The organism is Rhodopirellula sp. UBA1907, assembly GCF_002337565.1.
Taxonomy (GTDB): domain Bacteria; phylum Planctomycetota; class Planctomycetia; order Pirellulales; family Pirellulaceae; genus Rhodopirellula; species Rhodopirellula europaea.
In genome coordinates, this window is record NZ_DDGH01000013.1 from 152,458 (window position 1) to 175,984 (window position 23,527).

Sequence of the window (23,527 nt, forward strand, 5' to 3'; positions counted from 1 at the left end):
CGCGACAGCCACTTTTTTCGGGAGCGTTTGACCGACCCTCACCAACCAAGGGGTACTTTTGTCTGGGCACTGTCTCGAAACGTGTGAGCGGCCCAGCAATCGCTCCCCAGCTCACATCAAACAACCTTCCAATTCAATCTCGAGACAACGCCCCGGTCTCACGCTTTCTCCTTTCCGGCCACGCGAGTCATGTCTTCCCTGGGCGTCACGTTCGATATCCTCACGACACACTCATCGCCCAGCGCTGGCGAAGTGTTGCAGCTAGGTGCCACAAGTGACGACCAACCAACACGTCAAAATTGCTTGCGAGCAATGGCACATCGCAAAGACGTGAAGTCGTTGAACTGGTTGATCAATCGCTTTGAGAAATACCACGACGACTTGCTTTCAGCGCTGACGACCAAGTCCGGCAAACTCGATGCAGGCTACTTGGGCACGGCGGTCACCAAGCAACTGGGCAAGGACGGTTGGAACCAAGCCATCGGATTGCGACTGATCGACATGGTCGACTGCCTCAATCAAACCGCTTCACTGGCGAGACTGATCGACCTCGCACAAAACCACGAAGACTCGCTCATCCGAGCGGCCTCGGGCGAAGTCACCTTGTCACTCGCCAGCCCGCTGTCCAAAGCGGTTCGACACCGTGGCGACGGAGAACGAATCAATCCTGAATTGGAACGTTTTCGCCAATCCATCGCGGAACTGTTGGGTGAAGCGGTCGAGCGATACAACGATCACCGAAACACCGATCTACTGGATGCGTTTCTGGTCATCTCGGATTGGAACGATGCACTGTTCCAACGTTTGATGAGTGACGAATCGCCGACCCAAGAGACGCTGCTTCGTCGCATGCGTACCAGCGAACATCAATCTGTGCTGCAACTACTGGCAGGTTTCATTCGGCGGCGCAAAATCCCCGGACCGGTGATCGGTCTGCTGCTGCGCCGTCACGATGCCAAGTTCTGCGAGACACTGCTCGAAACCATCAGTGACCTTCCGACGCCAGTCACCGCGATCAATCTGCGCGAATACGGCCTGCCGGATTGTCTGCGTGGCGGCGAGTCATTCATGCGTTCACTCGGAAGCGATCGCGACGGGGCGATGTGCAACGCCTACTCCATCGCGATGCCCCACGAACCAGAATCAATCCATTTGGTGATTGCAATGCTGGAACGAGGCGGCCCCTCCGCCATCCGCACCGCCGAACTTTGCCTTAAACGCATCGAAGCACCGGAATTGGCAGACTGGATCGACGTGCTGGAAGATTCGCTCGAACAACAGACCGCCGCGGATGCTGCCAACGACGATTCCGCAACGGTTGGTCGGAAGAGTGATTTCGATCGCCCCCTTCAGCTTCTCGACGACTTGATTGCGCTGTCCGATCACGAATCAAAACCGCTGGCCGCCGCGGCACAGTCACTGCTCACTCATTTGAACACTGCCGAAGTGCTTCCAATTTTCGGGGATTTGTCACCGGAAGTCGGAAAGCAACTCGGGCGAATTCTGATGCAAACAGATTCCGGCACTCTCGACATGATTCGCCAGGGATTGCGGCACGCGGTCATGCAAAACCGACTCGACGCCATCGCTTTTGCTGAATCATTGGGTTTGATTGATCTGATGATCGATCCACTTCGACAAATCGCTCAAACCGATCACCAACTTGCAAAACTAAGAACCGCGCAAGCGTTGGCGCTCGGTACCGGATCCCAGTCCGAAGCGGTTCTACGAGATCTTTGCAGCATCCAAGATGGATCGCTTCGCGACGCCGCGATCGCGTCCATGGCAGAACGAGGATTAACGGTATGAGTTCACCATTCAACATCGTTTTCACGCAAACCGTCCATGCGCTCGCCGACATGGAGGCTGCTTACTCGATGCCATTGATGAACGTTACCCGCATGACCGACTTGGCGCCTCAGTACCAAGCCGTCTCGGACGATTCATCAATCCCGATCGTTCTCATCGCCGGTGCCGTACTCATCTTGGCTGCGATCGCAGGCGGCGTGTTCTGGTACTACCGAACACGCGAACCGGAAGTCCCAACCAGCGACGCGGTCACGATGGACCTTTGCCGAGCTCACGGTTTGTCGATCTACCACCGCGGTTTAATTGATCGGTTGGCCGCCGCGGCCGAACTGTCTCACACGGCCGAAATGTTCTTGTCTCCCTCGCACTTTGATGCTGCGATCGAAGAAGCAAAAAAAGCCGTCCGACTGCGTCGACATCATCATGGATGGTTGGGCGAAATTCGTCGAACGCTCTTCGACTCTTGAGAATCAACGGCGACGTCAATCTGTTCGACTGAGTCACTTGGCCAATGAACGGGCGAGCTGAATCGGCTCAAACCCCGGCAACTTCGCAAGCCTTGTAGACCACCTTCGCCTGGCGAAACCCGATTCGCTCGTATAGCCGAACCGCGTGCGTATTCGCGGTGGTCACTTCCAAATGCATTCGTTCCAGCCCCGCGGAATTGAATCCCGCTGCGGATCGCATCATCAGCATCCGCCCAAGTCCATTGCCGCGGTGCTCTGGGACGACGCCTAGATTCTGCACCGCGCCCCACTCGTCCAAATTCAAACCTTGGATCGTGCCGACGGGAATGGGACGGCCTCCCGGACGATCTCGATAGCGGATCAACCAAGTCGCCTCCGGCACAAATGCGGCACGACTGGTGATTTCTCGCATCAAACGCAGACAACCATCACGGCGGCCCAAACACGGGAACACATCTGCATCCATCTCGCTGCGAAACGATTGAAATTTCGCGGCCGCATGTTCACGGACCAATCCCTCGTCGAACGCCACCCACTCGTATCCGCGAGCGGCCATATCGGGTGCGTCCCAAGATCCGCTCCAATCGCGCAGATTCATCTCCATGCGATAGCGGCGAAAGTAAGTCATGCCCACTCGGGTTGCCCCCTTTCCAGGATCACGGTCTCTTGTGAACAATCCAGTTTACCACATCAGCTGACTTTCGAGATGCATCCTGACACGCGATCCCAGCCCTTTGCCCCTTTGTTCGACGACGTGATCGTTCTGACCGGCCCGACCGCTTCGGGCAAAACTGAACTGGCTCTGCGGGTCGCGGAAACTCTGGCGGCCAGAACAAATGGCCGGCAAGAAATCGAAATCCTTTCTCTCGATGCCATCGCCGTCTACCGCGGAATGGACATCGGCTCGGCCAAACCCACCTCCGACCAACTAGCCCGAGCCCCCCACCACTTGATCGATTTGGTCGATCCTTGGGAAGAATTCAGCGTCGCGGAGTACCTGCATTCCGCTCACGCCTGCGTCCAGGACATCCTCGACCGAGGCAAACGCCCGTTGTTTGTCGGTGGCACACCGATGTATTTAAAAGGCGTCTTGCGAGGTTTTGATGCTGGTCCGCCCGCCGACGAAGCGTTTCGAAACGCTGTCGAAGAAGACCTGAAGCAACATGGCATTGGCGCACTTCGAGAACGTTTGCAACAAGTCGACCCGCTATCGGCCGCCAAGATTGATCCGGGTGATTCGCGTCGGATGATTCGCGCCCTCGAATTCGCGCGAGCGACGGGGACGCCGATCAGCCACCGACAACTGCAATTCGATGCCGCTCGATCCAGCCACGAAGGACTCGTCTTTGCACTGCGCGTTCCTCGTCCGGTTTTGCATCAACGAATCGAACAACGCGTCGAAGAGATGTTCGACGAAGGCCTGGTTACCGAAGTGCAAGGTTTGTTGGCGCTCGAACGACCGCTTTCCAAGACATCACGCCAAGCGGTTGGCTACCGTGAGATCATCGAAGCAATCGCGGCGGGTGACGCACCTGAAACCGCGGCTGAACAAGTCGTCTTCCACACCCGGCGTTTGGCTCGACGACAAGAAACCTGGCTGCGATCGTTCTCCGAAATTCGCGGCCTCGGGTCATTTGAATCTGACTCGGCACCGGACATTGACCAATGCGTCGATTCGACGGTCGAAACCATCTTGTCATTCGATCGAGGGAACTGATTCGAGCGAACTGGATTCGCTGATTTGGTTCCAATCTTCGTCGCTTTCAAAGTGTTCGCGAGAAAAATACATCGCTCGGTTGGTTGGCAGGTGCCAAACCATTGTCTCGCCAATCCACTCGGTTCTTTGGCACTCATTGCGAAACAAGCGAACACCGTTCGTTTCAGTGACGCTTGCGACTTCATCGGGGCTGATCCATCCATGCTGATGCCATGTGGTGTCCTGAGTTGGAATCGCCATCCATCGCCAACTGTTGTAAAAGTATCGCACGGTATTCAGAGCCAAAATCAGAGCTCCCAAGGCGATGAACCAGTGTCCGAAATGCCAAGCCAACAACGTCGCGACTCCGTAAACGAAGATCATGCCACCGTTTCGGCACATGATTTTCCGCACCGCCGCGTGGTCCACCGGCACATGCAACGTGACTTGTCCGTCAAAGGAAATCGCCGACTCAGGACGCTTGCCCAACTGCTGGCAATTTCGTTCCATGACCGCATCGCGATCGAGTGGTTTCGCATCGGGTTGTTGCCAGATCGCTTGCAGTTCTTTCCAAACCGTCTCGTCGAATCGCTCGAACAATCGCTTGGCAAGATAGAGCTGAACGTAGGGTCCCTCTAACAATGGAACTCGAATGCCATGTTTGGTTGTCTCGGCTCGCTTGCAATAGTCCCCATTCAGAAAATGGGTCCGTTCACCATCGTTGAACAGTAAACCCGACGGCACAAACCGGCCGACCGCACGCCCCACTAAGTCAGGCCGCTGCTTCAACGCCCGCCGTGTTCGTCTAGACGGTGCAACGTATTGAGTTGCAACCGCAAACCCAATGGCGACGAAGACGCCGATCAAGATTCCGAAAACGGTTTCGGAATCCACGCCACTGAAGAACATGTTGGTCGTCGCCACCACGATTCCGATCGCAAACGCGGGAATGATCATTCCCCACATCAACACCGCCAACAGAATCCACAACCCACGTTCAGGGATCAACATCCGAATGTCGGTTTCGGTGATCTCGCCATCAAACGCCAGAACCGTACCGGTTTGATCGGAGCTGGCAGCAGGCTCCGGTTCCGATCCGCTCGGTCGCATCGAAGTCGCGTACGGATTCACCGACGCTCGTTCCATGTCGGTCCTCGACGTTGGCTTGGCGTCACTGCCCTCATCCGTCATTCCGGCGGACGCCAACCGTAGGCTTCCGCCAACCCGCCACACACAATTTCACGAAGCTTGCCCAATCGAACTGGCTTACGAAGAATTTTGTAGGCTCGCATCCGAGCCGCTTCTCGCTCGATCGCTTCGTCCATCAATGCGCTCATCAGGACGTACGGCATCGCGTTGGGACGTTGTGACAAAATTCGCATCACATCGAGCCCCGTCACTCGCGGCATGTGCACGTCCAGCAGCACCATGTGAATGGCGGTCCTTTCAATGACGCGAAGAGCCTCGTCGCCGTCAGCGGCCTGCTGCGTTTGCACGCCACCGCGCACGAGAGCCTCGCAAACCACGCCGCGAAAATCGGCGTCGTCGTCGGTTACCAAGACTGTTGGGATCATGCCAGCGTCGACCATGGCTCATCCACACCCCCGCAAACAGAAAAAGAATTTGTTCACTGTCAATTGTGAATCCATCCATTATACGTCACGAGCTCGTTGTTGGGTTGGTCTCCTGCCAACAGAGTTTTCCGCAGGATCCACCCACCCGGTCCAACCGATTGTTCCCAACCGGCAACTGCGGCCGTCGCGGGACCACCAAACCACCACGCCATACGCGTTTCCCGGCTATCATGGGTGCATCGCGGCACGGTTCGGACCGCCTCGCGACCTCGTCCATCGGAGTCATCCGTCACCGGAGCGTTTGCCCTTGAATTCCAAAGCGACCCCGCCCGCTGCTTCTCGCGGCAACGCAACCCCGCCACCGCCTGCTCCCGCGTCCAAGTCCGCAAACGGTGCCCCCGTCGATGTCTCCGCGGTCGCGGAACTTTCCAAACGCGTCATCGGCAACGTCGAAAATGCGATCGTGGGCAAACGCAAACAGCTCGTTCTTTCGATGGTCGCTTGGCTCAGCGGCGGACACATTCTTCTCGAAGACGTTCCCGGTGTGGCCAAAACGATGCTCGCCCGAGCCCTCGCGAAAAGTCTTGGTTGCCACTTCAAACGAGTCCAGTGCACACCCGATTTGTTACCCACCGATGTCACCGGCACATCGATCTTCAACCAAAAGAACTCTGAGTTCGAATTCCGTCCCGGCCCGGTGTTCACGCAAATCCTGCTCGCAGACGAAATCAACCGAGCCACGCCGCGAACGCAAGCCTCTTTGCTGGAAGCCATGGCGGAAGCCCGCGTCACCGTCGACGGAAAATCCTACACGCTGAATCCGCCATTCCTTGTCATCGCCACTCAAAACCCCGTCGATCACGAAGGCACGTTCCCGCTGCCCGAGGCCCAACTCGACCGTTTCCTGATGCGGTTCTCGCTTGGATACCCGTCCATCGAAGAAGAGCTGCGGATGCTGGACCTGCTGCAGTTCAAACATCCGGTTGATTCGATGACCGCCGTCGCCACCGCCGAACAATTGGTCGCGGCTCAACAAGCGATTCGGTCCGTTCACGTCGATCCGCGAGTTCGCCACTACTTGCTTCAAATTGTTCACCAGACTCGGCACAACGAAAACTTGGCTCTCGGAGGCAGCCCCCGTGCAACGATCGCCTTGTTCCGATGCAGCCAAGCGATGGCAGCAATTCGCGGCCGAACCTTCGTGACTCCCGACGATGTCAAGAAAATCATCGCGCCCGTGATGAACCACCGATTGATCCTGCGCCCCGAGAGCAGGCTGCGGAAACTAACCACGGAAAAGGTCCTGGAAGAAATCCTCAGCGAAATCGCGGTGCCCACGATCTCATCATGACGGACAAAGGCAACGCAGCGGAATCGCGATCCGATCCGCCCGCTCCATCGCGTTGGCTGACGATCATCGTTGTATGCGCAATCGTTGTTTTCTTAGGAATGGTCGCCGGTGCAGGATTGTGGATGACCGCCGCGATCACCGTGGCCTCCGTCGTCGCAATCGGCAACTGGGTCGCAACCCAGTGGTCCGCCGGAGTCGTTGCCGTCCGTTTGGACTCGCCCGAAGAAGGCCGCGATCTCGAGGTCGTGATTGGATCGCTGGTTCCCGTCACCGTCGAAGTCACCAACCAAGGCAAATTGCCAGTCGCGTGGGTCCTCGCCGAAGACTTGATCCCTCGCGGCGCCACACAACAAGCCCGCCAGGCCGACGGCATGGCAATCGATCCACGCACCACGCCGCTCCCCATCGAGGGCGCCCGCTTGGCCGTCATGGCACTGCTGCCCGGCCAATCCAAACGCATCGAATACTCGGTGCGTTGTCTCCGGCGAGGCTATTTCCAGATCGGTCCGACGGTGTTGGAAACCGGAGACCCCGTCGGGATGTTTCGACGTTATCGGTTGGGTGCACGCCCGATGTTTGTGACCGTCCTGCCAAAGGTCCAATTGCTATCGACCTATGAAATTGGCTCGCGTCGGCCGATTGGCGAGATCAAAATCCGCGCGTCTTCGATGACCGATCCGACGCGTCTGCGAGGCATCCGGCAATGGCAGATCGGTGATCCACTTCGCAGCGTTCACTGGGCCGCGACTGCGCGAACCGGAACCTTGCACAGCAAAGTCTATGAGCCATCTTCCGTCGCTGGCGCAACAATCATTCTGGACTTGCACGTCGACACCAATCCGGACCAGCACGAACCACTCCGCACGGATCTGACGATAACCGCGGCAGCATCCATCGCCGCGGCACTGCATGACGCCGGCGAGCCCTTTGGCTTGGCCACCAATGGCCGCGACGCCGCCGACCGAATTCGCACCGAAGGTTTTCGCGGTGATCACCGAGTGCGTGATGCCTCCGTCAAAGCGGCTTCGCTCAAACAACTCAACGAACGACTGCGACCGGTTCTCGTCAACGTCGATCGTGGACCGGTGCACCTGAAAGAAATGTTCCGCACGCTGGCTCGTCTCGAGCGAACCGATGGCCTGACGCTGGCCGAATTCCTCGTCGAAACCGAATCGCAACTTTCCAGCGAAACAACCATGTTGGTGATGCTGCAACAAGCCACCGAAGCCGACATCGCCGCGCTCGTCGGACTTTCGCGTCGCGGATGGGCGATCGCGGTTGTCATCAACACGCTCGATATCGATCGCTACTCACGTATGGCGGGCCCGCTGCTCGCCGAACGCATTCACGTCAGCCACTTGCAAACCGAAGATAGCATCATGGATGTCTGCCGAGCCCAGATGGCTCGTTGACGGCTGACTTTGTCTCGATCAAATGCACTTGCAAGCAATTCAATCGCTCTTTCAGAGTTGACCCGTAGCGGGGGTCATCAAGACTGATGGAAGTCGTGGCGAAAGATCGAAATTCCTGACGAATTTCGCGACGGTCAGTACGGCGATGCCGAAGATCTTCACCGCTATCGAGCCTTCCCGCCGCTCGACGCCTTCTTTTTCATTGCATTCTTTCGCTGTATGCGATCGCTGTATGTAGCTGATGTATTCACGAGTCAGCGAGAAAGCACACCGTCACGACTCACTGCAAATACTGGTGCACGCAGGTGATCGCCAACGCCCCATCACCTACCGCGAAAGCACACCGCTTGGTCGTCCCGCTGCGAACATCACCGCAAGCAAACACGCCCAGACTGGTTGTTTCCAGCTCACACGGCGTGCGTCCCTCGGGAAGTTTTTCGTGATGATGGATCATCGGCCCCGTCATCACAAAACCGCGGTCATCGAGCGCCACCGAATCCGGCAACCATTCCGTGTGCGGCTTTGCACCGACAAAGATGAACGCGGAGGGGCAATCCAACATCTCGCGTTCTTCGGTTTGGTTGTTTCGAATTTCAACTCGTTCCAAATGCTTGTCACCCGCCATCTCACAAAGCTCGGTGTGACACATCACTTCGATGTTCGACTGCTTTTCAATTCGGTCCGCCAGATAACTGGACATGCCTTTGCGAAGATCGTTCCCACGAAGTAACAAACGGACATCGGCGGCATGCTGCGACAAGAACATTGCGGCCTGGCCGGCAGAGTTCCCGCCACCCACCACGACCGCGGTCGATTCCCGGCACAATCTCGCCTCCACGGATGTGGCGGAGTAATAAACGCCCCTGCCTTCAAAGCGTTCGCAAGCATCCAGCGGCAACCGTTGGTACGACGCCCCGGTCGCAATCAACACGGTGCGTGTTCGAACCTTTTGGCCAGTGCAAAAGCTGACGACGTGAACACCACTGTCGTCCTTTACGATCGACGCGACCGAAACCGGCGCGGTGAACTGTGCTCCAAACTTCAAAGCCTGCAAATAGCCGCGATTGGCCAAATCCGCACCGGTCAAACCCGACGGAAACCCCATGTAATTTTCAATTCGCGAACTTTGTCCCGCTTGGCCACCCGGCCCCATTCGATCGACGACCAATGTTTGCAAACCCTCGGATGCTCCGTAAACCGCGGCGGCCAAACCAGCCGGCCCCGCGCCAACGATCAACACATCGTAAAGCTCATCAGGAATGTCTCGACAAATCCCCAAACACTCAGCGACATCGGCGAGCGATGGTTTGCAAACGACACGTTTGCCGCATCCCAACACCGGAGTGTCCTCCTCTGTGACGTCCCACTCTCGCAGCAACTTCTGGCCCGCATCGGTGTCCGTGTCAAACAGCGTGTGCGGAACCTTGTTCTTGTAAAAGAACTCTTGCAAGTGCATCGTCTCTTTCGAATGACTCGATCCAGCCAGACGAATGCCCAAAAACCCAGACGATTCCAATCGCGCACGGCGGAGTTGAAACGCATCGAGCAATTTGTCGCTCAACGTTGGGATCTCACCCAGCATGCGTCGAATTCGACACGCGGTCACCTCGATCGTTTCACAGTCACCTTTGGCAACGGCACTGATCACGGCCGGACGCCCGGTGAGCAAGTCGACATCGCCGGCGAACGAATTGGCTTCGTGGAGGGCGACCTCACGAGGTTCGCCGTGCGAATGATCCAGGATGCGTACCGCACCCGATTTGACCGCGAAAAACGAATAGTCCATTTCGCCGAGATCAAACAACTGTTCGCCATCGGAAAATCGACGAACGGTTCCGATGTCTTCCAAACAAGCCAATTCTTCTTCGGTCAAACGAGGAAACGCTGCATTGTCAGACGGTTCGTGAAGCATGGATGTGATCCGTACGGATGAAGAGCCTTTGAGATTCGCCCCAATAGACCAGATCTCGGCCGATAAAAATCCCCTCCGCAGAACCAGCCAACGAACTCAATTTGCGCCGCTTGGAATCGCAAACGGGCGGTCAGACGATCTGCGTCATCTCATGAATTTGGATGCCTTCCAAAGCTCCTTCGGTTGCCGCACCAAAATCTTTGAGCGGCTGACCGGCGGAGTGTTGCTGCCACAATTCACGCGTTTCCCAGTTCTCGAAGAACATGAAATGAGCCGGATTTTCGTTGTCCTGGTGCAAGTCGTAGTTGACGCAGCCTTCTTCCTTCAGCGTCGGCGGAATCAGCTTCACCAATTCACTTTTGACGAGTTCGACTTGGTCTTCTTTCGCGGTGATGTGTGCGACGATGGTCAGGTTTGCCATGAGAATTCAATGAATGGTTGAAGGGAATTTCCACCGACGGACAATCCGCGGTGCGACAAGACTGTTTCAGCTGCCGACTTCGGCCAACTTTTTCGCGAACGATTCGTAGGGCAACGTGTTGGCAACATCCGCTGCTGTCAGTCCACCACGACGAGCTTGCCGAATACCATACCGCATCACCCACAAACCATCGGTGACGTGCGCGTCGGTGTTGATCACGATCGGAATGCCACGTTTCTTCGCGGCCGACAAGTGAACATCGTTCAAATCCAAACGAGCGGGATTCGCGTTCAGTTCCAAGAACTTGTTGTTCTCTTTCGCCGCTTGCATCACCGCATCCATGTCCACATCGTAAGCCTCGCGGCGATTCAAAATTCGACCGGTCGGGTGAGCGATGCAATCAACATGCGGGTTTTCGATTGCCCCCAGAATTCGATCCGTGATCTGATCGCGTGGCTGTTTCTGACCATAGTGAACACTACCGAGAATCCAATCGCCCTGTTCCAAAACGTCGTCGGGCAAATCCATCCCGCCGGCCTCGAGAATGTCGCACTCGATACCTTTCAGGATCACCAAACGACCTTCGTACTGCGGACGAATTTCGTCGATGATTTCCCATTGCTTCAGCAAACGCTCGGCATCCAATCCACCAGCCATCGAGACTCGTTTGCTGTGATCAGTGATTGCGATGTATTTCAAACCTCGCTCGATCGCCGCGTCGGCCATTTCGGAAATCGTGTTCTGGCCATCCGTCGCCGACGTGTGCATGTGCAAGTCGCCCAGCACGTCATCGGTGTCGATCAGATTTGGCAAGGAGTCCGATTTGGCCCATTCGAATTCGTTTCGATCTTCACGCAACTCCGGTGCAATCCATGGCAAACCGATCGACTGGTAGACATCCTCTTCCGTCGCACCGGCAACGCGAGATTCATCGTCGAGCTTGAAAACACCGTACTCGTTGATTTTGAACCCATGATCCTTCGCGATTCGCCGCACGTGAATGTTGTGTGCTTGACTGCCCGTGAAGTACTGCAGAGCGGCGCCAAATTCCTCCGCGTCGACCAAACGCATGTCGACTTGGAATGCTTTGCCAACTCGGATCGACATCTTCGTGTCACCACGTCCGATGATGGAAACCAAGCCAGGAAAATTCGCCAGGTGATCCATCGCTGCTTCTCGGTCCGACGCGACCGCCAGCAAATCCAAATCGCCGACCGTGTCGCGACCTCTTCGATAGCTGCCCGCCCATTCCATTTGTTCGATCGCATCACACGCCTGCATGTGCCCGCCAATATCACGCGTCAACTCGTCCGCCTTCGACCAATAGATCCGTTCCGAAGCGGCTTTCGCAATCGCCATCCCGTCCAGAATCGCGGCCTCAGTTTTTTTGGCAAACCCTTTCAAACTGGCAACTCGGCCTTCGCGGCACGCGGCGGCCAAATCTTCCAGCGATTCAATACCCAACTCTTCGCGAAGCTTGCTGGCTTTTTTCGCCCCCAGCCCCGGAATGCGAGACATTTGAATGACGACTTCCGGCACCGCTTCACGGAGTTCCTCCAATTGAGGAAGCGATCCGGTTTCGAGCAGAACCTTGGTCTTTTCCGCAATTGTTTTGCCAATCCCAGGCAGTTTCGAGAGATCTCGTTCGGGATCAGCCGCCAAATTCTCGATCGGTTCGTCGAGGTCGCGAATCGCACGAGCACCGTTTTGGTAGGCGCGAATACGGAATGGGTTTTCACCCCGAAACTCGAGCAGCTCAGCGAGCTCTTCGAAGACGGCGGCAACGGCGGAATTGTCCATGGGAACGATTCGAACAAAGGCTTCTCGGGCGGTCAACAGAAGCCATCATTCGACGTCGGAGACGCTTTTCTTGCAATGGTGTGGCCAGCTGATGCTCACCTTGGTTCCCGATTGCCCGTCCGATTCCATTCGCAACGATCCGGACAACGCATCGATCACCAACGACGCCACGGTCAATCCCAATCCAGCTCCGTCGCGTCGGTCTTTGCCCGTTCCTAGACACTCGAACGGTTCGCAGATCTTTTCCGCATACCGAGTGTCAAACCCAACACCGTTGTCCTGAATGGCAACCGATGTCATCTCATTCGTTTTACTGATCGCGACAACCACCAGAAGCGGCCTTGACTCCGAGTTGAACATCAATGCATTGCGAAGCAGTTGAGTCAATGGGATCTCCATCAGATCACGCTGCACGCACGTCTTCGTGTCACCTTGCACCGTCAACGTGGCGACATCACCACCAATTTTTTGCCACACGTCCGCGACCATGGTTGCGACACTGTATTCGTCCGCTCCATACCGTTGACTGGGATCACTCGACGTCGAATGCAACAACTCCAGACACTTCATGTGCAACGTCACCATCTGGGTCAGTTGCTGCATGCGTTCGGCGGCTGTGCGAACCGTTTGCAAAGAACGACGTGCATCGTCCAAATCCAAGGGCTCCGTCAAAGCTTCGTCGACGAACCCTGAAAAGAACGCCACGTGTCGCGTCGGCGCACTCAGGTCGTGCATCAATCGGCGCAGATACTTCGTATCGATCACCGGGCCGGACGAATCCTCCGTCGACTCCGGCAGCGATTTGGCGGTCGATCCATCGGACAGGGGTTCAAGAGACATGTTTAGCACTCCGGCGAATCAAGTTTTCTTTCCAAGCTTCTGACAAACTCTGGCATCCAGCCAACCGTAGATCCGCCATCGCGTCGCGAGGTTTTGCAAACAAGATGTTGTTGGCCACATCGACGGTGAACTCAGGGTGGGGCCGCTGAATCAATTTCAACGTTTGGCCGGCCTGCACTTTCCCACTATGCAATACCCGCATGTACCATCCGGTCCGCCGCGTTGCCTGTACTCGCACCGCTAACTTAGGGAGGCCCCAACGCTGAGACAACTTCCAACACGGCTCTCGTGGCTGTGAAACTTGCAGGCGCAAACCATCAGCATTCGCAGATTGGCACTCAAAAACGTCGCCAATACAGACCTCTGATTCGAGCATTCCAGAAAGCGTCAGGTTTTCACCAAACGCACCGGAGCCCCATTTGGTCTCAGAAAATTCTTTTTTCCAAAAAGAATAATGTGACTCGCAGTAGCCCAAAACTGCCTTGTCGATTCCGCCGTGATGAACTTTGTCTGCTTGTTCATCTCCTTCGAGTCCCAGCTCAGAAGTTAGAACGGGTCCGGCCACAACATTTTTCTCAATCGCAGAAACCCAGGGTCGATCTGGATCGCCATCTTTGAGAAAAGACCGGCAAGCTCCAATTTGAACAGAAACAATTCGAAACGAATCAGTCATGGCGTAGCCCCTCTTGCACACGGCGACAATCATTGCCGGTAATCTGTCCGGCAATCCACTTTGGACGTCTTGCCCCTCGCCCAAAAGCTTGGCCCTATCCTAACGTTTGATTCCTTCCTCTTCGATCCGTCTACTGCCATGAATCTTTCTCCCGACCGTGACCCAACCCAATTGCGATCTCATCGTTGGTTCGGCCGAGACGACTTGCGTTCCTTTGGGCACCGTTCTCGATTGAAAGGAATGGGTTTCGACGACATTGACTATCGCGACCGTCCGGTCGTCGCGATTTTAAATACGTGGAGTGAGTTGAACACATGTCACTCGCATTTTCGTGATCGAGCCGATGAAGTTCGTCGCGGCATTTTGCAATCCGGTGGTTTCCCCGTCGAAGTGCCTGTGATGTCGCTGGGCGAAATGATGATGAAGCCCACAACGATGCTCTATCGCAACTTGCTCGCGATGGAAGTCGAAGAAGTTCTGCGATGCCATCCGATCGACGCTGCGGTGTTGATGGGTGGATGCGACAAAACCGTTCCCGCCATGTTGATGGGTGCGATCAGCGCCGACATCCCCAGCCTCTTCCTGCCCGCCGGTGCGATGTTGCGAGCTCGCTGGAAAGACCAAACGCTGGGCAGCGGCAGCGATGCTTGGAAGTATTGGGACCAACGCCTCGCCGGCAACCTTTGCGATCGAGATTGGAACCAAGTCGAAAACTGCATCGCCGCATCAGCCGGCACCTGCATGACGATGGGAACGGCCAGCACGATGGCCTGCGTCGCCGAAGCGATGGGTTGGACACTTCCATCCGCAGCCACCATTCCCGCCGTGATGGCCGACCATTCGCGACTCGCCGTCGCGACAGGTCGCCGCGCCGTCGACATGGCGTGGGAACAACTCAAACCCAGCGAGTTCTTCACCTCTCGCAGTATCGACAATGGACTGACGACGTCTTTGGCGATCGGTGGCAGCACCAACGCGATTGTTCACTTGATCGCCATCGCGGGCCGACTCGGCGAAACACTCACACTCGATCGATTCGACGAACTCTCTCGGCAAACGCCCGTTCTCGGTGACCTGCGTCCCGGCGGTCGTTTCCTCATGCAAGACTTCTTCGAAGCCGGCGGTCTGCCCGCCCTGCTGCAACGTCTTCGCGACCTCCTGAACCTGGATTGCAAAACCGTCGCAGGATCAACTCTCGGCGAACAAATCGAAGATGCCGAAGTTCACGACAACGAAGTCATCCGGACTCGCGAAAATCCGGTATCTCCGGCGGGAGGCGTCTGTTTGCTGCGTGGCAACTTGGCTCCGTCCGGCTGCGTGATCAAGTCCATCGCCGCCAGCAAAAAGTTGCTGCACCACCGTGGCAAAGCGATCGTGTTCAACAACTACCCAGAGATGAAGAAACGAATAAACGACCCCGAGTTGGACGTGGATGAAAACAGCGTCTTGATTCTTCGTTCGGCAGGTCCGCTCGGTGCCCCCGGTTTTCCTGAATGGGGAATGTTGCCGATTCCAAAGAAGCTTTTGCAATCCGGTGTCACGGACATGGTCCGCATGAGCGACGCGCGGATGAGCGGGACCAGCTACGGAACCTGCGTGCTGCACATCGCTCCGGAAAGCGCCGCGGGCGGACCGTTGGCTCTCGTCGAAACCGGTGATGAGATTGAGATCAATGTGCCAGAGCGTTCGATTCATTGGCACATCGACGATGACGAATTGGCCCGTCGCAAAGCGAACCACCCCGACGCTGCACCCGAACCCGCTCGCGGCTACATGAAGCTCTACGCGAAACATGTCACGCAAGCCGACCAAGGATGCGACTTCGACTTCCTCGCCGGTCGGTCACCGGGCGAAGAACCCGCCATCCACTGATCGAGTGCGACTACAGCGAAGGGACCGACATCCCCGATCCGCCGCCAGAACGAGTCATCGGCATTCGCGGCACGCCAATTCGCGGAGTCGGCTTGGGGATCGAACGAGCTTGCACTTCAATTCCAAACGGCTTCTCCAATTCCCAATTCGCAAGGTCCGCCCATGGCGTGCCTCGATGTTGGTCGGCACATTCGTTCAACATCTGAGTCGCCTGCTCAGCCAACGCCGCGCCTCGCGATGTGCTCATTCGATACGAAGGCATGAAGCTCACCATGTTCGTATCAGGCTGAACAAATTCGCTCGCCGATTCACACGCCGCAATGTATTCGTGATACCGAGCCATCGCCGCCAACGTTCTTCCCCGAGCCAAAACGAACGCGGCTCGCCAACGCTCGGTCTCCTCCTCACGAAGCAACTCTTGCCAATTGTGGGTGTTGGATTCCGACAAAAAAGCATCAAGCGACTCCAGAGCGTCTTCGCTTTTCGACCGCTCCCTTTTCAACCGGTTGCCAAATTGAGTTCGGAAAGCGGACGGCGTCAGATACATCGCGGTGAACTGCATTGGATTGATCGCAGACCGCTGGCCCATGAACAACATCCGAGGAGCGGCGAAACGCTCTTTTTCTCGCATCGTTAAATCGGCGGCCTGGACCACAAATGACCGCAGCAAACTATCGCGAGCCGACATACGAACATCCGTTTCGGAACGATAACTCGGCATATACTGCCGCAGCTTTTCAACGTCGTATTGATCCGACACGCCGTCGTCGTAGAGTGTGAAAGTCCCTCCGGTTTGCAACGCCAACCGCGTCAGTCCGTAGGGACCGAAACCTGACAACACGCGTTCGCGATAGGCGGTTCCATACGACGGCAAAGCCGCCACGGGTTGAACCTTCACCAATTGCAACTCAACGTACGCCTCATGCCAGTACGGCAAAAAGATTCGTTGCGGCACCGCCGACTCGGGACCTCGATCAACCGTCAGAAAATATTCCCCGCCGCCTCGCTTATCAGATGTCCATCGCTGCAATCCCTTTTGCATTCCCATCACCGCGGTCGGTCCCAGAACATGCACCACCGCTTTGGCTTCGCGACAATTCGCGATGGTGTACTCCAGCTTCTGAACATCGTCGCCGGACTCATCCGTCAGCAACACCACCATCAATCGCTCTTTGCGTTTCGTTTTATGACGATAATGGTTCAGCACATTGTCGATCGCGGTCATCGTGTTCTCGATGCCGCTCGAATCTACGGGAACTCGCGTCATGGCATCAATCGCATTGACACCGACCAGCGACGGAGGCGAAACCTCTTTGATCCCTCTACCAAACGCAACGACGCTGCTGAACAATCGATGTCGCTCGATCCCATCCGACGTGTCTGGACGAGACAACGCGCCGATCTCGTCATAGAATTCGCGGATTCGTCGGGCCATCCTACCGCGGTTGAGCTGCAAGCTGATCGAAGCATCCAGCAACCAAACCACCAACGTGTCGCCTTGCTTCAACTCACCGCGAATCGCGTTTTCGATGGACTGGGTCGCCGATTCAATGCCATCGGCCGAACCGATTTGCTGCGTCGTTGAGACCATTCTTTCAGCCGGCGAGCCACCAGTTTCCGCCATCATCTTTCGAATCGACGCCAATCGGGTCTCCGGTGTCGATTGCAACATCTCCAACGAAGTGTCCTGCAAACCTTCCAAGGCCGGCATCAACTCAGGCAGGTCGACTTCCGTCAACTCCGACGTCGATGATGTATCTACCGGCTCCTCTTCAAATTCCAAATCACCCAAATCCGGCATTTCGAGCGACGCGATCGGCATCAAAGAGAATGCCGCGTCCTGCTCACCCAAATCCGCGAAACTCGCGGTGATCAATTGTCCCTCGCGATCCATCCAGCCGGGAAAGACCCATAGCCCCATCACCAGCAACGCGGCGGTATGAAAGATCATCGATACCAACCAAGGATGATCTTTCAGGTGCAAACGAATCTCTGCCAACGTGTCACGCATCAGTCGAGCGCCCTAAGGGGGAATTGTTTGCTAGGAACGTGTTGTTGTTTCGCGATCGCTTCAATCTTGGCCATCACATCGGGATGCGATTCACTCACATCGGTCGACTCGGCCAAGTCCTTCGACAAGTCATACAGAGCAAACGCGGGCGGTTCGGTCTGCCCTTTCTTCAGTCGCTTGGAAAGGTCTTTGCGGATCGCTTTCCACTTGCCCATTCGGACCGCTTGCTGACCGCTGTAACCAGGAAATTCCCAATACAGAAATTCATGGTCCCGCTGTGCGGCGTCGTCACCATGAAGCAATGGCAGGAACGAAATACCATCCGTCTCGTTCGCATCCACGTCGACACCAGCGGCGTCTGTGATCGTCGGCAAGAAATCCCACCACGCACCAATCCAATCTGAAGTTCGTCCGGCCGGCACCACGCCGGTTTGGCGAGCGATCATGGGCACGCGAATCCCGCCTTCATCGAGTTGCCCCTTCAAACCCTTCATGCCCGATGCGGAATCAAAGTAGTCGCTGTCCGATCCGCCCAAGCGGTCATAGGTGGGACCGTTGTCCGAGGTGAACAGAATCAACGTGTTTTCGCCCAAACCAATCGAATCAATCAGGTCCACGATTTGGCCCACGCCTTCGTCCATGCGAGTCACCATCGCGGCATAGCCCGCACGTGGTCGTGGGTGTTTCAAATAGCCGTGATGTTCATAGTCTGCCTCTTCGATCACACCTTCATAGGCATCGACCTCTTTTTCAGGAACTTGAATCGAAAGGTGTGGCACCGCGAACGGAAGGTAAGCGAAGAACGGCTGACTTTTGTCTTCAGCGATGCTTTGGCGAATGAACTCACACGCTTCGTTGACAAACTGATCCTGTGAATAGGTCTCACCATGCAACGTGCGATCGTTGCCGGGCTGAACCTCTTTGACTCGGTTACGCCACAAAAATTTGGGGTAGTGATTGTGAGCGTGGCGTTGGCAGTTGAAACCGTAGAACAGATCAAAGCCTTGCTCATTGGGATCACCCGTGGTTCCAAAGTGCCCCAGTCCCCATTTGCCGAACGCGCCCGTTCGATAGCCCACCGACTTCAAGTATTCCGCGATCGTGACCTCGTCGACAGGAAGCGGGTACTGGCCGGGAAATTCTAGCTTCAGGTCCTCTCGAACCGCCGGATTAATCTTGGGATCACCGTTGTTGCGAACATAGGCGTGACCAGGATGCTTGCCCGTCATCAAACAACAACGACTCGGTGCGCACACCGCGTTGCCGGAATAGAAGTTCGTCAGCTTGATCCCTTCCGCGGCCAACTGATCCAACCGTGGTGTCCGAATCTTGGTTTGCCCATAGCACCCCAGTTCGCTGTAGCCCAAATCATCCGCAACGATCAACACAATGTTGGGACGCGACGCGGTGGCTTCCTTCGCAACCGACTCTTCGGCCGAGACCTTGGTCGAAAACAAGTTGGATACGCCCGCAACGCAGGCAAGCAGCAAGGTCCAACGGACCAAAATCGGAGAGGGCATCGAGACGGCTTGGTTCATGTTGTACTTCAAGTTGTAAAAAAGACTCGTGGCTCATATTCACGTCGCCAAAGCGGCGGCGACGCCTTCCCGCCTGCACCCCAGTGTCACTGTTTGAAATTCGCCAGTCAAATCACGGGACGATCCCGCAAGCGATTTCATCTGGACATCCCCGCAATTCATCCAGAACGGGACTTCCGTCACCGTTGGGGATTGCGATTTCAACGGGCGGCCGGCTCTTCTTCAGGAAGCTTCCATTCTCGAGGCGGCCAGACTTCTGGATCGGGTAGTTGAGATTTCACGGCGGGACCGACTAGCGAGGGGTATCGTTGCAACGCCTGATCCAGCCGACTTCGCACATTCTTTTCAGCCAGTTCCACCGGAGTGGTTTCATTCGGGTCGTTCTTCAAATCAAACAACTCACCCGCTTTCAACTTCCAACGGTCCGAGACCACCGTTTCTCCATCGAGCAACATCGTTCGCTCCGGCGGGGCAGCTTTTCCTGACAGGAACGGCAACAGATTCACGCCGTCGGTCCGCTCGGGCGGTTGTCCACCCGCGGCGGCCACCATGGTTGGCAACAAATCGACATAGCTGGCCACGGACTCATAGGTGACGCCCGCCGGAAATTCGCGAGGCCAACGCATCGTCGCCACAACGCGAACGCCGCCCTCCCAAGTCGTGAACTTGTTCCCGCGAAGAGGTTCATTGCTCCCGCCATGTTTGGGATCCGCTCCGTTGTCACTGTGAAAGACAACCAACGTGTTTTCTCTCATCCCGTTCCGATCGATCGCGTCCAAGATTCGGCCGATCTGTCGATCCATCGCAGTCGTCATCGCCGCGAACGTTTGACGAATCGAATTGCCCTTCCCACGCTTGCCATAGTCCAACGCATTTTCGCGTTTGGCAATCTTGCGATCCGTGTTCGGTGCGAGCTTGCCGGTGCGATCAAATCCGTAATCGTCCAAATCCGACCGCAAGGCTTGAAGCGGCGAGTGCGGAGCGTTGAAGGCAACGTAGGCATACAGCGGTTGCTGCCCTGCATGTCGATCGATGAACTCAACAACGGCGTTGCCCACCAATTCGGTCGAGTAACCCTCTTCGTGCACACTGTCGTGATTGCGATGCCAATCCAATTGGCCGAAACGCTCTCGACTGAAGTAGTCGATCGCTCCGTTGTAGTGCCCATAAAACTCCGTCATCCCATGACGCAATGGATGAAACAAAGTCGACGCCAGCCCCAAGTGCCACTTGCCAAACATCGTCCGATGATCGTAGCCCAGCTTCGACAAATATTCCGGTGTCGTTTCAAGCTCCGACGGCAGACCGTGCTTCTTGGTCGGCGAGACCACACCGCCCCAGATTCCAAAACGAAACGGGTACAAACCGGTCAGCACTCCTGCACGAGTCGGCGAGCAAATGGGGGTCACATAAAACCGATCGAGCACCACCGACTCACGAGCCAGCCGATCGATGTTGGGCGTGCGAATATCACTGCCATGAAAACCAACATCATTCCACCCCAAGTCATCAGCAATGATGTACACGATGTGCGGCGGTTGAATGCTGCCATTGGTCTCTGCTGAAACCTTCGAACCAGCCCCCAAAAAGCATCCAAGGATTGCGACGGCATATCCGATTCGCAAACCAAACGCCCACTTGCTGCAGCGAACACGAAGTCGTTTCACCATATTCATGCTCTCTCCAACCATGCCCAAGCACATTCCGCCAGCCAGCCGCCGAACGCTCAGCACAGCAAGCCAGCAACTTCGTACCGCGAGTGATTTGACTCGCACCATCAGTTCGTCGCGGCGGGACGACGGATGTTCAGGTTTCGGTAGGTGAGCACGGCTTCGGAATAGTGGGCCACCGTCCCCAGGACAATCTGAAGACGTTGACCGGCGTTGTATCCACTCAGCGAATACCCCGCCACAATTTTTCGATGGTCCAACCAAACATCGATGACGCCGTCGTCAAAATGGACCTCGAAAGGAACCACGTCGGATTTGGGGCGGAACGATTGTTCATTCACATCCAGGTTTTCGAGCCTGCCGAAAGTGAGCCACTTGTAGGTCGGGCTGAACACGATTGAATATTCGCGAGATCGTCCGGCATACAGATAAACTCCGGCCGTGCGTTTGGAGCCGCTGCTGCCACCGCGAACCAAGTCCCCGCCGAGAATCCAATGGTTGCCGAACTGAGCGGTGCACTTCAACAACAATCCCTCGCCCGCTGCCTCGCCACGGATCGCACCGGTAGGACGACTGATCCATTTCCCGGAGACGGTTTTCCAACCATGGAGTCCTTTTCCTGATAGCAGAGAGACCTCTTCGCCACTTTCGAAAGCGACGATCCAGCGAACCATCTGAAGTCGATCGCGAAGCAAGGACGCGAGATCCTCCTGCAAGTCTTCTTGTTCCAACAACGCCTCCAATTGCACGATCGCTTCTGCGAACTGACGCTCTTCAATCGCTTGATTTGCCAGGCCGATCCGATCCCGCTGGGGCCCCCTGTGCATCAAGACGGAGGCGACGACCGACTCGCGTTGCAGAGGGAAACGTTTCAAGGCATTCTCATCCAACTCCTTGTCGAGATCGTCTAACAGGACCTTGGCCTTGTCCCAACGTTCGGTCAGGTAGCAAAAACCAAGCAGAACGGTTTTCCACCATCGCGTGTCGCACTCATGTTCTTCTCGGTATTCGATGTAGCGATTACAGACGGTCTCGATCTCATCGAATAACCCAGGTTGGGAAAGAAACGCTTCTCCCTCATCGTTTTGAAAGTCTTGCAGGATTCGCCAGACCGCTTCGCAAAGCATGTACGGCGCATCGGTGTCGTAGCGGTCGGTTTCCACTGCCTGCCGCCCCACCTGCAGCATCTTCCCGTGTGAGCCATGCCAGCGCGGCATCAGCCCCCGCAAAAACCGATGGTACGCAGGAAGGTAGTTCAATTGGGCTTTCACGGCACGTTCGAACCAAAGTTGCATTTCTTGCTGGGGGTGATCCGACGATCCCATCGCGACCGTGATCATTCCGGCGGCAGGCTGGGGGCGATTCGGAGTGATTTTCCAGGCGCGGGTGAAACAATTCCTGGCACGCTGCAAGTGGTCACCGAACTCTTCCCAACCTTCTTGGGTCACGTCGTAGGCCCAACCACCGCCTCGGCCTTCCCACGCTTTAGCGAGATGCAATTCACCGCCAATCAGGTTGACCAACCACGGTGATTCCTTCTCCAATTTTTTGGCGGTGAAGAAGTAATTGCCGCGAACCTTCGCGGGAATGTCACCAAAAAATTTCATCACATTGTCAACGATCACCAACGTTCCGGGGTTGCTGGGATCGTCCTGCAGAATCATTTGCAGCGAATGGCTCCAGCACTTGTCAAAGTACTTCTTCGCTTTGGCCTTGGCATGCTTGTGCTCGTTGTCGTCAGGCAAATTTCCGTAGTGGTTCCGAAGGCGGTCGGCAGCGGCGAAGCAGCGGTTGGCCGGATAGCCGCGAATCACCAACAGCGGGTAGGCTTCTTCGATCATCTGGATCGCTTTGCCGGTGGTTGCGGCCGAGGGTTCGCCCTCCAACATCATCCGTGCGGAACAATAAATCACAAGCGGATCCTTGCATCCCAATTCGATGACGTCCGATCCAACGCCGCGAGGTTTTGATTCGCAGTTGGTTCGTTCCAATCCTGAAAAGAAACGTGCGACATCATCCAGAAAGTCGATTGCTTGCTCATCCCACTTGGGATTGCGATCACCATGCGTTTGATAGGCGTCGATCATGGTTCCACGATTGAACTCGTACTTCTGCTCACTCCAATCAAGAACGGTGACGACCTCTTGATCGGGCGGGAAGCTGATCGGCAGTTCGTTGGCGGCGGCTTCGAAACTCCAGAACCAACCCATCAGCACGGCCGCGATCAAGCCAGCCGAATTCAGAATCAAACACCTCATCGCGATTGGTCCCTTCATATCGAGTGGAACATGGAATTGCATTTGAAACTCCCGTGCCTGGTCATTTTCAGGTCGTGTTTCGTGACGTCATCGAGTTCGGCCCCAACGAGCGGGAGCAACCCACACTCTAGCACAGACCAGAACCGTCCTGGTTGTGCTCCGGAATGCTCTTCCGGTCCGTGCCTCGTCATCCCCTCAACCGCCCTGCGGCGATTGCTTGCCT

18 protein-coding genes are annotated in these 23,527 nt (G+C 56.1%); 6 read left to right on the plus strand and 12 right to left on the minus strand.

Annotated features, from left to right (window positions below):
- Positions 1–189: 189 nt before the first annotated feature.
- Positions 190–1,809, plus strand: a complete 1,620-nt coding sequence (locus B2R17_RS03610) for a hypothetical protein (protein WP_286762883.1) — start codon at positions 190–192, stop codon at positions 1,807–1,809.
- A complete protein-coding gene (locus B2R17_RS03615; RefSeq protein ID WP_286762884.1) occupies positions 1,806–2,276 on the plus strand; it encodes a hypothetical protein in 471 nt (156 codons plus the stop codon). Before B2R17_RS03610 ends, B2R17_RS03615 begins: the two co-directional genes overlap by 4 nt.
- 67 nt (positions 2,277–2,343) lie before the next feature.
- On the opposite strand, the gene B2R17_RS03620 is transcribed toward B2R17_RS03615, so the two are convergent.
- Positions 2,344–2,910, minus strand: a complete 567-nt coding sequence (locus B2R17_RS03620; RefSeq protein ID WP_286762910.1) for a GNAT family N-acetyltransferase — start codon at positions 2,908–2,910, stop codon at positions 2,344–2,346.
- Between the two features lie 72 nt (positions 2,911–2,982).
- On the opposite strand from B2R17_RS03620, the gene miaA reads away from it, so the two are divergent.
- Positions 2,983–3,993, plus strand: a complete 1,011-nt coding sequence (gene miaA, locus B2R17_RS03625) for a tRNA (adenosine(37)-N6)-dimethylallyltransferase MiaA (protein WP_286762885.1) — start codon at positions 2,983–2,985, stop codon at positions 3,991–3,993.
- Here the strand turns inward: miaA and B2R17_RS03630 are convergent.
- Both B2R17_RS03630 and B2R17_RS03635 read right to left on the minus strand, forming a co-directional pair.
- On the minus strand, positions 3,973–5,103 hold the full coding sequence (locus tag B2R17_RS03630) for a hypothetical protein (RefSeq protein ID WP_286762886.1): 1,131 nt from the start codon (positions 5,101–5,103) through the stop codon (positions 3,973–3,975). The two genes, miaA and B2R17_RS03630, sit on opposite strands and share 21 nt — an antisense overlap.
- 56 nt (positions 5,104–5,159) lie before the next feature.
- Complete coding sequence (locus B2R17_RS03635) at positions 5,160–5,561, minus strand: response regulator (RefSeq protein WP_008654971.1); 402 nt, start codon at positions 5,559–5,561, stop codon at positions 5,160–5,162.
- A 292-nt stretch (positions 5,562–5,853) separates the two neighbouring features.
- Here B2R17_RS03635 and B2R17_RS03640 point away from each other — a divergent pair, with 292 nt between their 5' ends.
- Positions 5,854–6,897, plus strand: coding sequence for an AAA family ATPase (locus B2R17_RS03640; RefSeq protein ID WP_008654969.1), 1,044 nt, complete (start codon positions 5,854–5,856; stop codon positions 6,895–6,897).
- Positions 6,894–8,309, plus strand: coding sequence for a DUF58 domain-containing protein (locus B2R17_RS03645; RefSeq protein WP_008654965.1), 1,416 nt, complete (start codon positions 6,894–6,896; stop codon positions 8,307–8,309). Before B2R17_RS03640 ends, B2R17_RS03645 begins: the two co-directional genes overlap by 4 nt.
- 280 nt (positions 8,310–8,589) lie before the next feature.
- On the opposite strand, the gene B2R17_RS03650 is transcribed toward B2R17_RS03645, so the two are convergent.
- From B2R17_RS03650 to B2R17_RS03670, 5 genes are all read right to left on the minus strand, one after another.
- Positions 8,590–10,221, minus strand: a complete 1,632-nt coding sequence (locus B2R17_RS03650; protein ID WP_286762887.1) for an FAD-dependent oxidoreductase — start codon at positions 10,219–10,221, stop codon at positions 8,590–8,592.
- Positions 10,222–10,351: 130 nt separating this feature from the next.
- On the minus strand, positions 10,352–10,642 hold the full coding sequence (locus B2R17_RS03655) for a putative quinol monooxygenase (protein WP_286762888.1): 291 nt from the start codon (positions 10,640–10,642) through the stop codon (positions 10,352–10,354).
- Positions 10,643–10,708: 66 nt separating this feature from the next.
- Positions 10,709–12,442: a DNA polymerase/3'-5' exonuclease PolX gene (polX, locus tag B2R17_RS03660; protein ID WP_286762889.1), complete on the minus strand. Its 1,734-nt coding sequence runs from the start codon at positions 12,440–12,442 to the stop codon at positions 10,709–10,711.
- A gap of 45 nt (positions 12,443–12,487) precedes the next feature.
- Positions 12,488–13,282 carry an ATP-binding protein gene (locus B2R17_RS03665; protein ID WP_286762890.1) on the minus strand — a complete coding sequence of 265 codons (795 nt, stop codon included), beginning with the start codon at positions 13,280–13,282 and terminating at the stop codon, positions 12,488–12,490.
- Positions 13,272–13,955 (minus strand): MOSC domain-containing protein, encoded by a 684-nt coding sequence (locus tag B2R17_RS03670; protein WP_286762891.1) that lies wholly within the window; start codon positions 13,953–13,955, stop codon positions 13,272–13,274. Before B2R17_RS03670 ends, B2R17_RS03665 begins: the two co-directional genes overlap by 11 nt.
- Before the next feature lie 138 nt (positions 13,956–14,093).
- Between B2R17_RS03670 and araD the strand changes: the two genes are divergently transcribed.
- On the plus strand, positions 14,094–15,827 hold the full coding sequence (gene araD / locus B2R17_RS03675; RefSeq protein ID WP_286762892.1) for an L-arabinonate dehydratase: 1,734 nt from the start codon (positions 14,094–14,096) through the stop codon (positions 15,825–15,827).
- Positions 15,828–15,837: 10 nt separating this feature from the next.
- Here araD and B2R17_RS03680 read toward each other — a convergent pair whose 3' ends face one another.
- The 4 genes from B2R17_RS03680 to B2R17_RS03695 form a co-directional block, all read right to left on the minus strand.
- The gene (locus B2R17_RS03680; RefSeq protein ID WP_286762893.1) at positions 15,838–17,838 is read right to left on the minus strand and encodes a vWA domain-containing protein; all 2,001 of its coding nucleotides are present in this window, start codon (positions 17,836–17,838) and stop codon (positions 15,838–15,840) included.
- Positions 17,838–19,376, minus strand: a complete 1,539-nt coding sequence (locus tag B2R17_RS03685; RefSeq protein WP_286762894.1) for an arylsulfatase — start codon at positions 19,374–19,376, stop codon at positions 17,838–17,840. The genes B2R17_RS03680 and B2R17_RS03685 overlap by 1 nt, the downstream gene beginning before the upstream one ends.
- 200 nt (positions 19,377–19,576) lie before the next feature.
- The gene (locus B2R17_RS03690; RefSeq protein ID WP_339887325.1) at positions 19,577–21,046 is read right to left on the minus strand and encodes an arylsulfatase; all 1,470 of its coding nucleotides are present in this window, start codon (positions 21,044–21,046) and stop codon (positions 19,577–19,579) included.
- Between the two features lie 107 nt (positions 21,047–21,153).
- Positions 21,154–23,346 (minus strand): hypothetical protein, encoded by a 2,193-nt coding sequence (locus B2R17_RS03695; protein WP_286762896.1) that lies wholly within the window; start codon positions 23,344–23,346, stop codon positions 21,154–21,156.
- Positions 23,347–23,527: the final 181 nt, after the last annotated feature.

Coding starts and splice junctions, on each gene's coding strand:
- B2R17_RS03610 (WP_286762883.1), top strand. CDS start 190: ATGTCTTCCCTGGGCGTCACGTTCGATATCCTCACGACACACTCATCG.
- B2R17_RS03615 (WP_286762884.1), top strand. CDS start 1,806: ATGAGTTCACCATTCAACATCGTTTTCACGCAAACCGTCCATGCGCTC.
- miaA (WP_286762885.1), top strand. CDS start 2,983: ATGCATCCTGACACGCGATCCCAGCCCTTTGCCCCTTTGTTCGACGAC.
- B2R17_RS03635 (WP_008654971.1), bottom strand. CDS start 5,561: ATGGTCGACGCTGGCATGATCCCAACAGTCTTGGTAACCGACGACGAC.
- B2R17_RS03645 (WP_008654965.1), top strand. CDS start 6,894: ATGACGGACAAAGGCAACGCAGCGGAATCGCGATCCGATCCGCCCGCT.
- B2R17_RS03650 (WP_286762887.1), bottom strand. CDS start 10,221: ATGCTTCACGAACCGTCTGACAATGCAGCGTTTCCTCGTTTGACCGAA.
- B2R17_RS03655 (WP_286762888.1), bottom strand. CDS start 10,642: ATGGCAAACCTGACCATCGTCGCACACATCACCGCGAAAGAAGACCAA.
- polX (WP_286762889.1), bottom strand. CDS start 12,442: ATGGACAATTCCGCCGTTGCCGCCGTCTTCGAAGAGCTCGCTGAGCTG.
- B2R17_RS03665 (WP_286762890.1), bottom strand. CDS start 13,282: ATGTCTCTTGAACCCCTGTCCGATGGATCGACCGCCAAATCGCTGCCG.
- B2R17_RS03670 (WP_286762891.1), bottom strand. CDS start 13,955: ATGACTGATTCGTTTCGAATTGTTTCTGTTCAAATTGGAGCTTGCCGG.
- araD (WP_286762892.1), top strand. CDS start 14,094: ATGAATCTTTCTCCCGACCGTGACCCAACCCAATTGCGATCTCATCGT.
- B2R17_RS03680 (WP_286762893.1), bottom strand. CDS start 17,838: ATGCGTGACACGTTGGCAGAGATTCGTTTGCACCTGAAAGATCATCCT.
- B2R17_RS03685 (WP_286762894.1), bottom strand. CDS start 19,376: ATGAACCAAGCCGTCTCGATGCCCTCTCCGATTTTGGTCCGTTGGACC.
- B2R17_RS03690 (WP_339887325.1), bottom strand. CDS start 21,046: ATGGTGAAACGACTTCGTGTTCGCTGCAGCAAGTGGGCGTTTGGTTTG.
- B2R17_RS03695 (WP_286762896.1), bottom strand. CDS start 23,346: ATGCAATTCCATGTTCCACTCGATATGAAGGGACCAATCGCGATGAGG.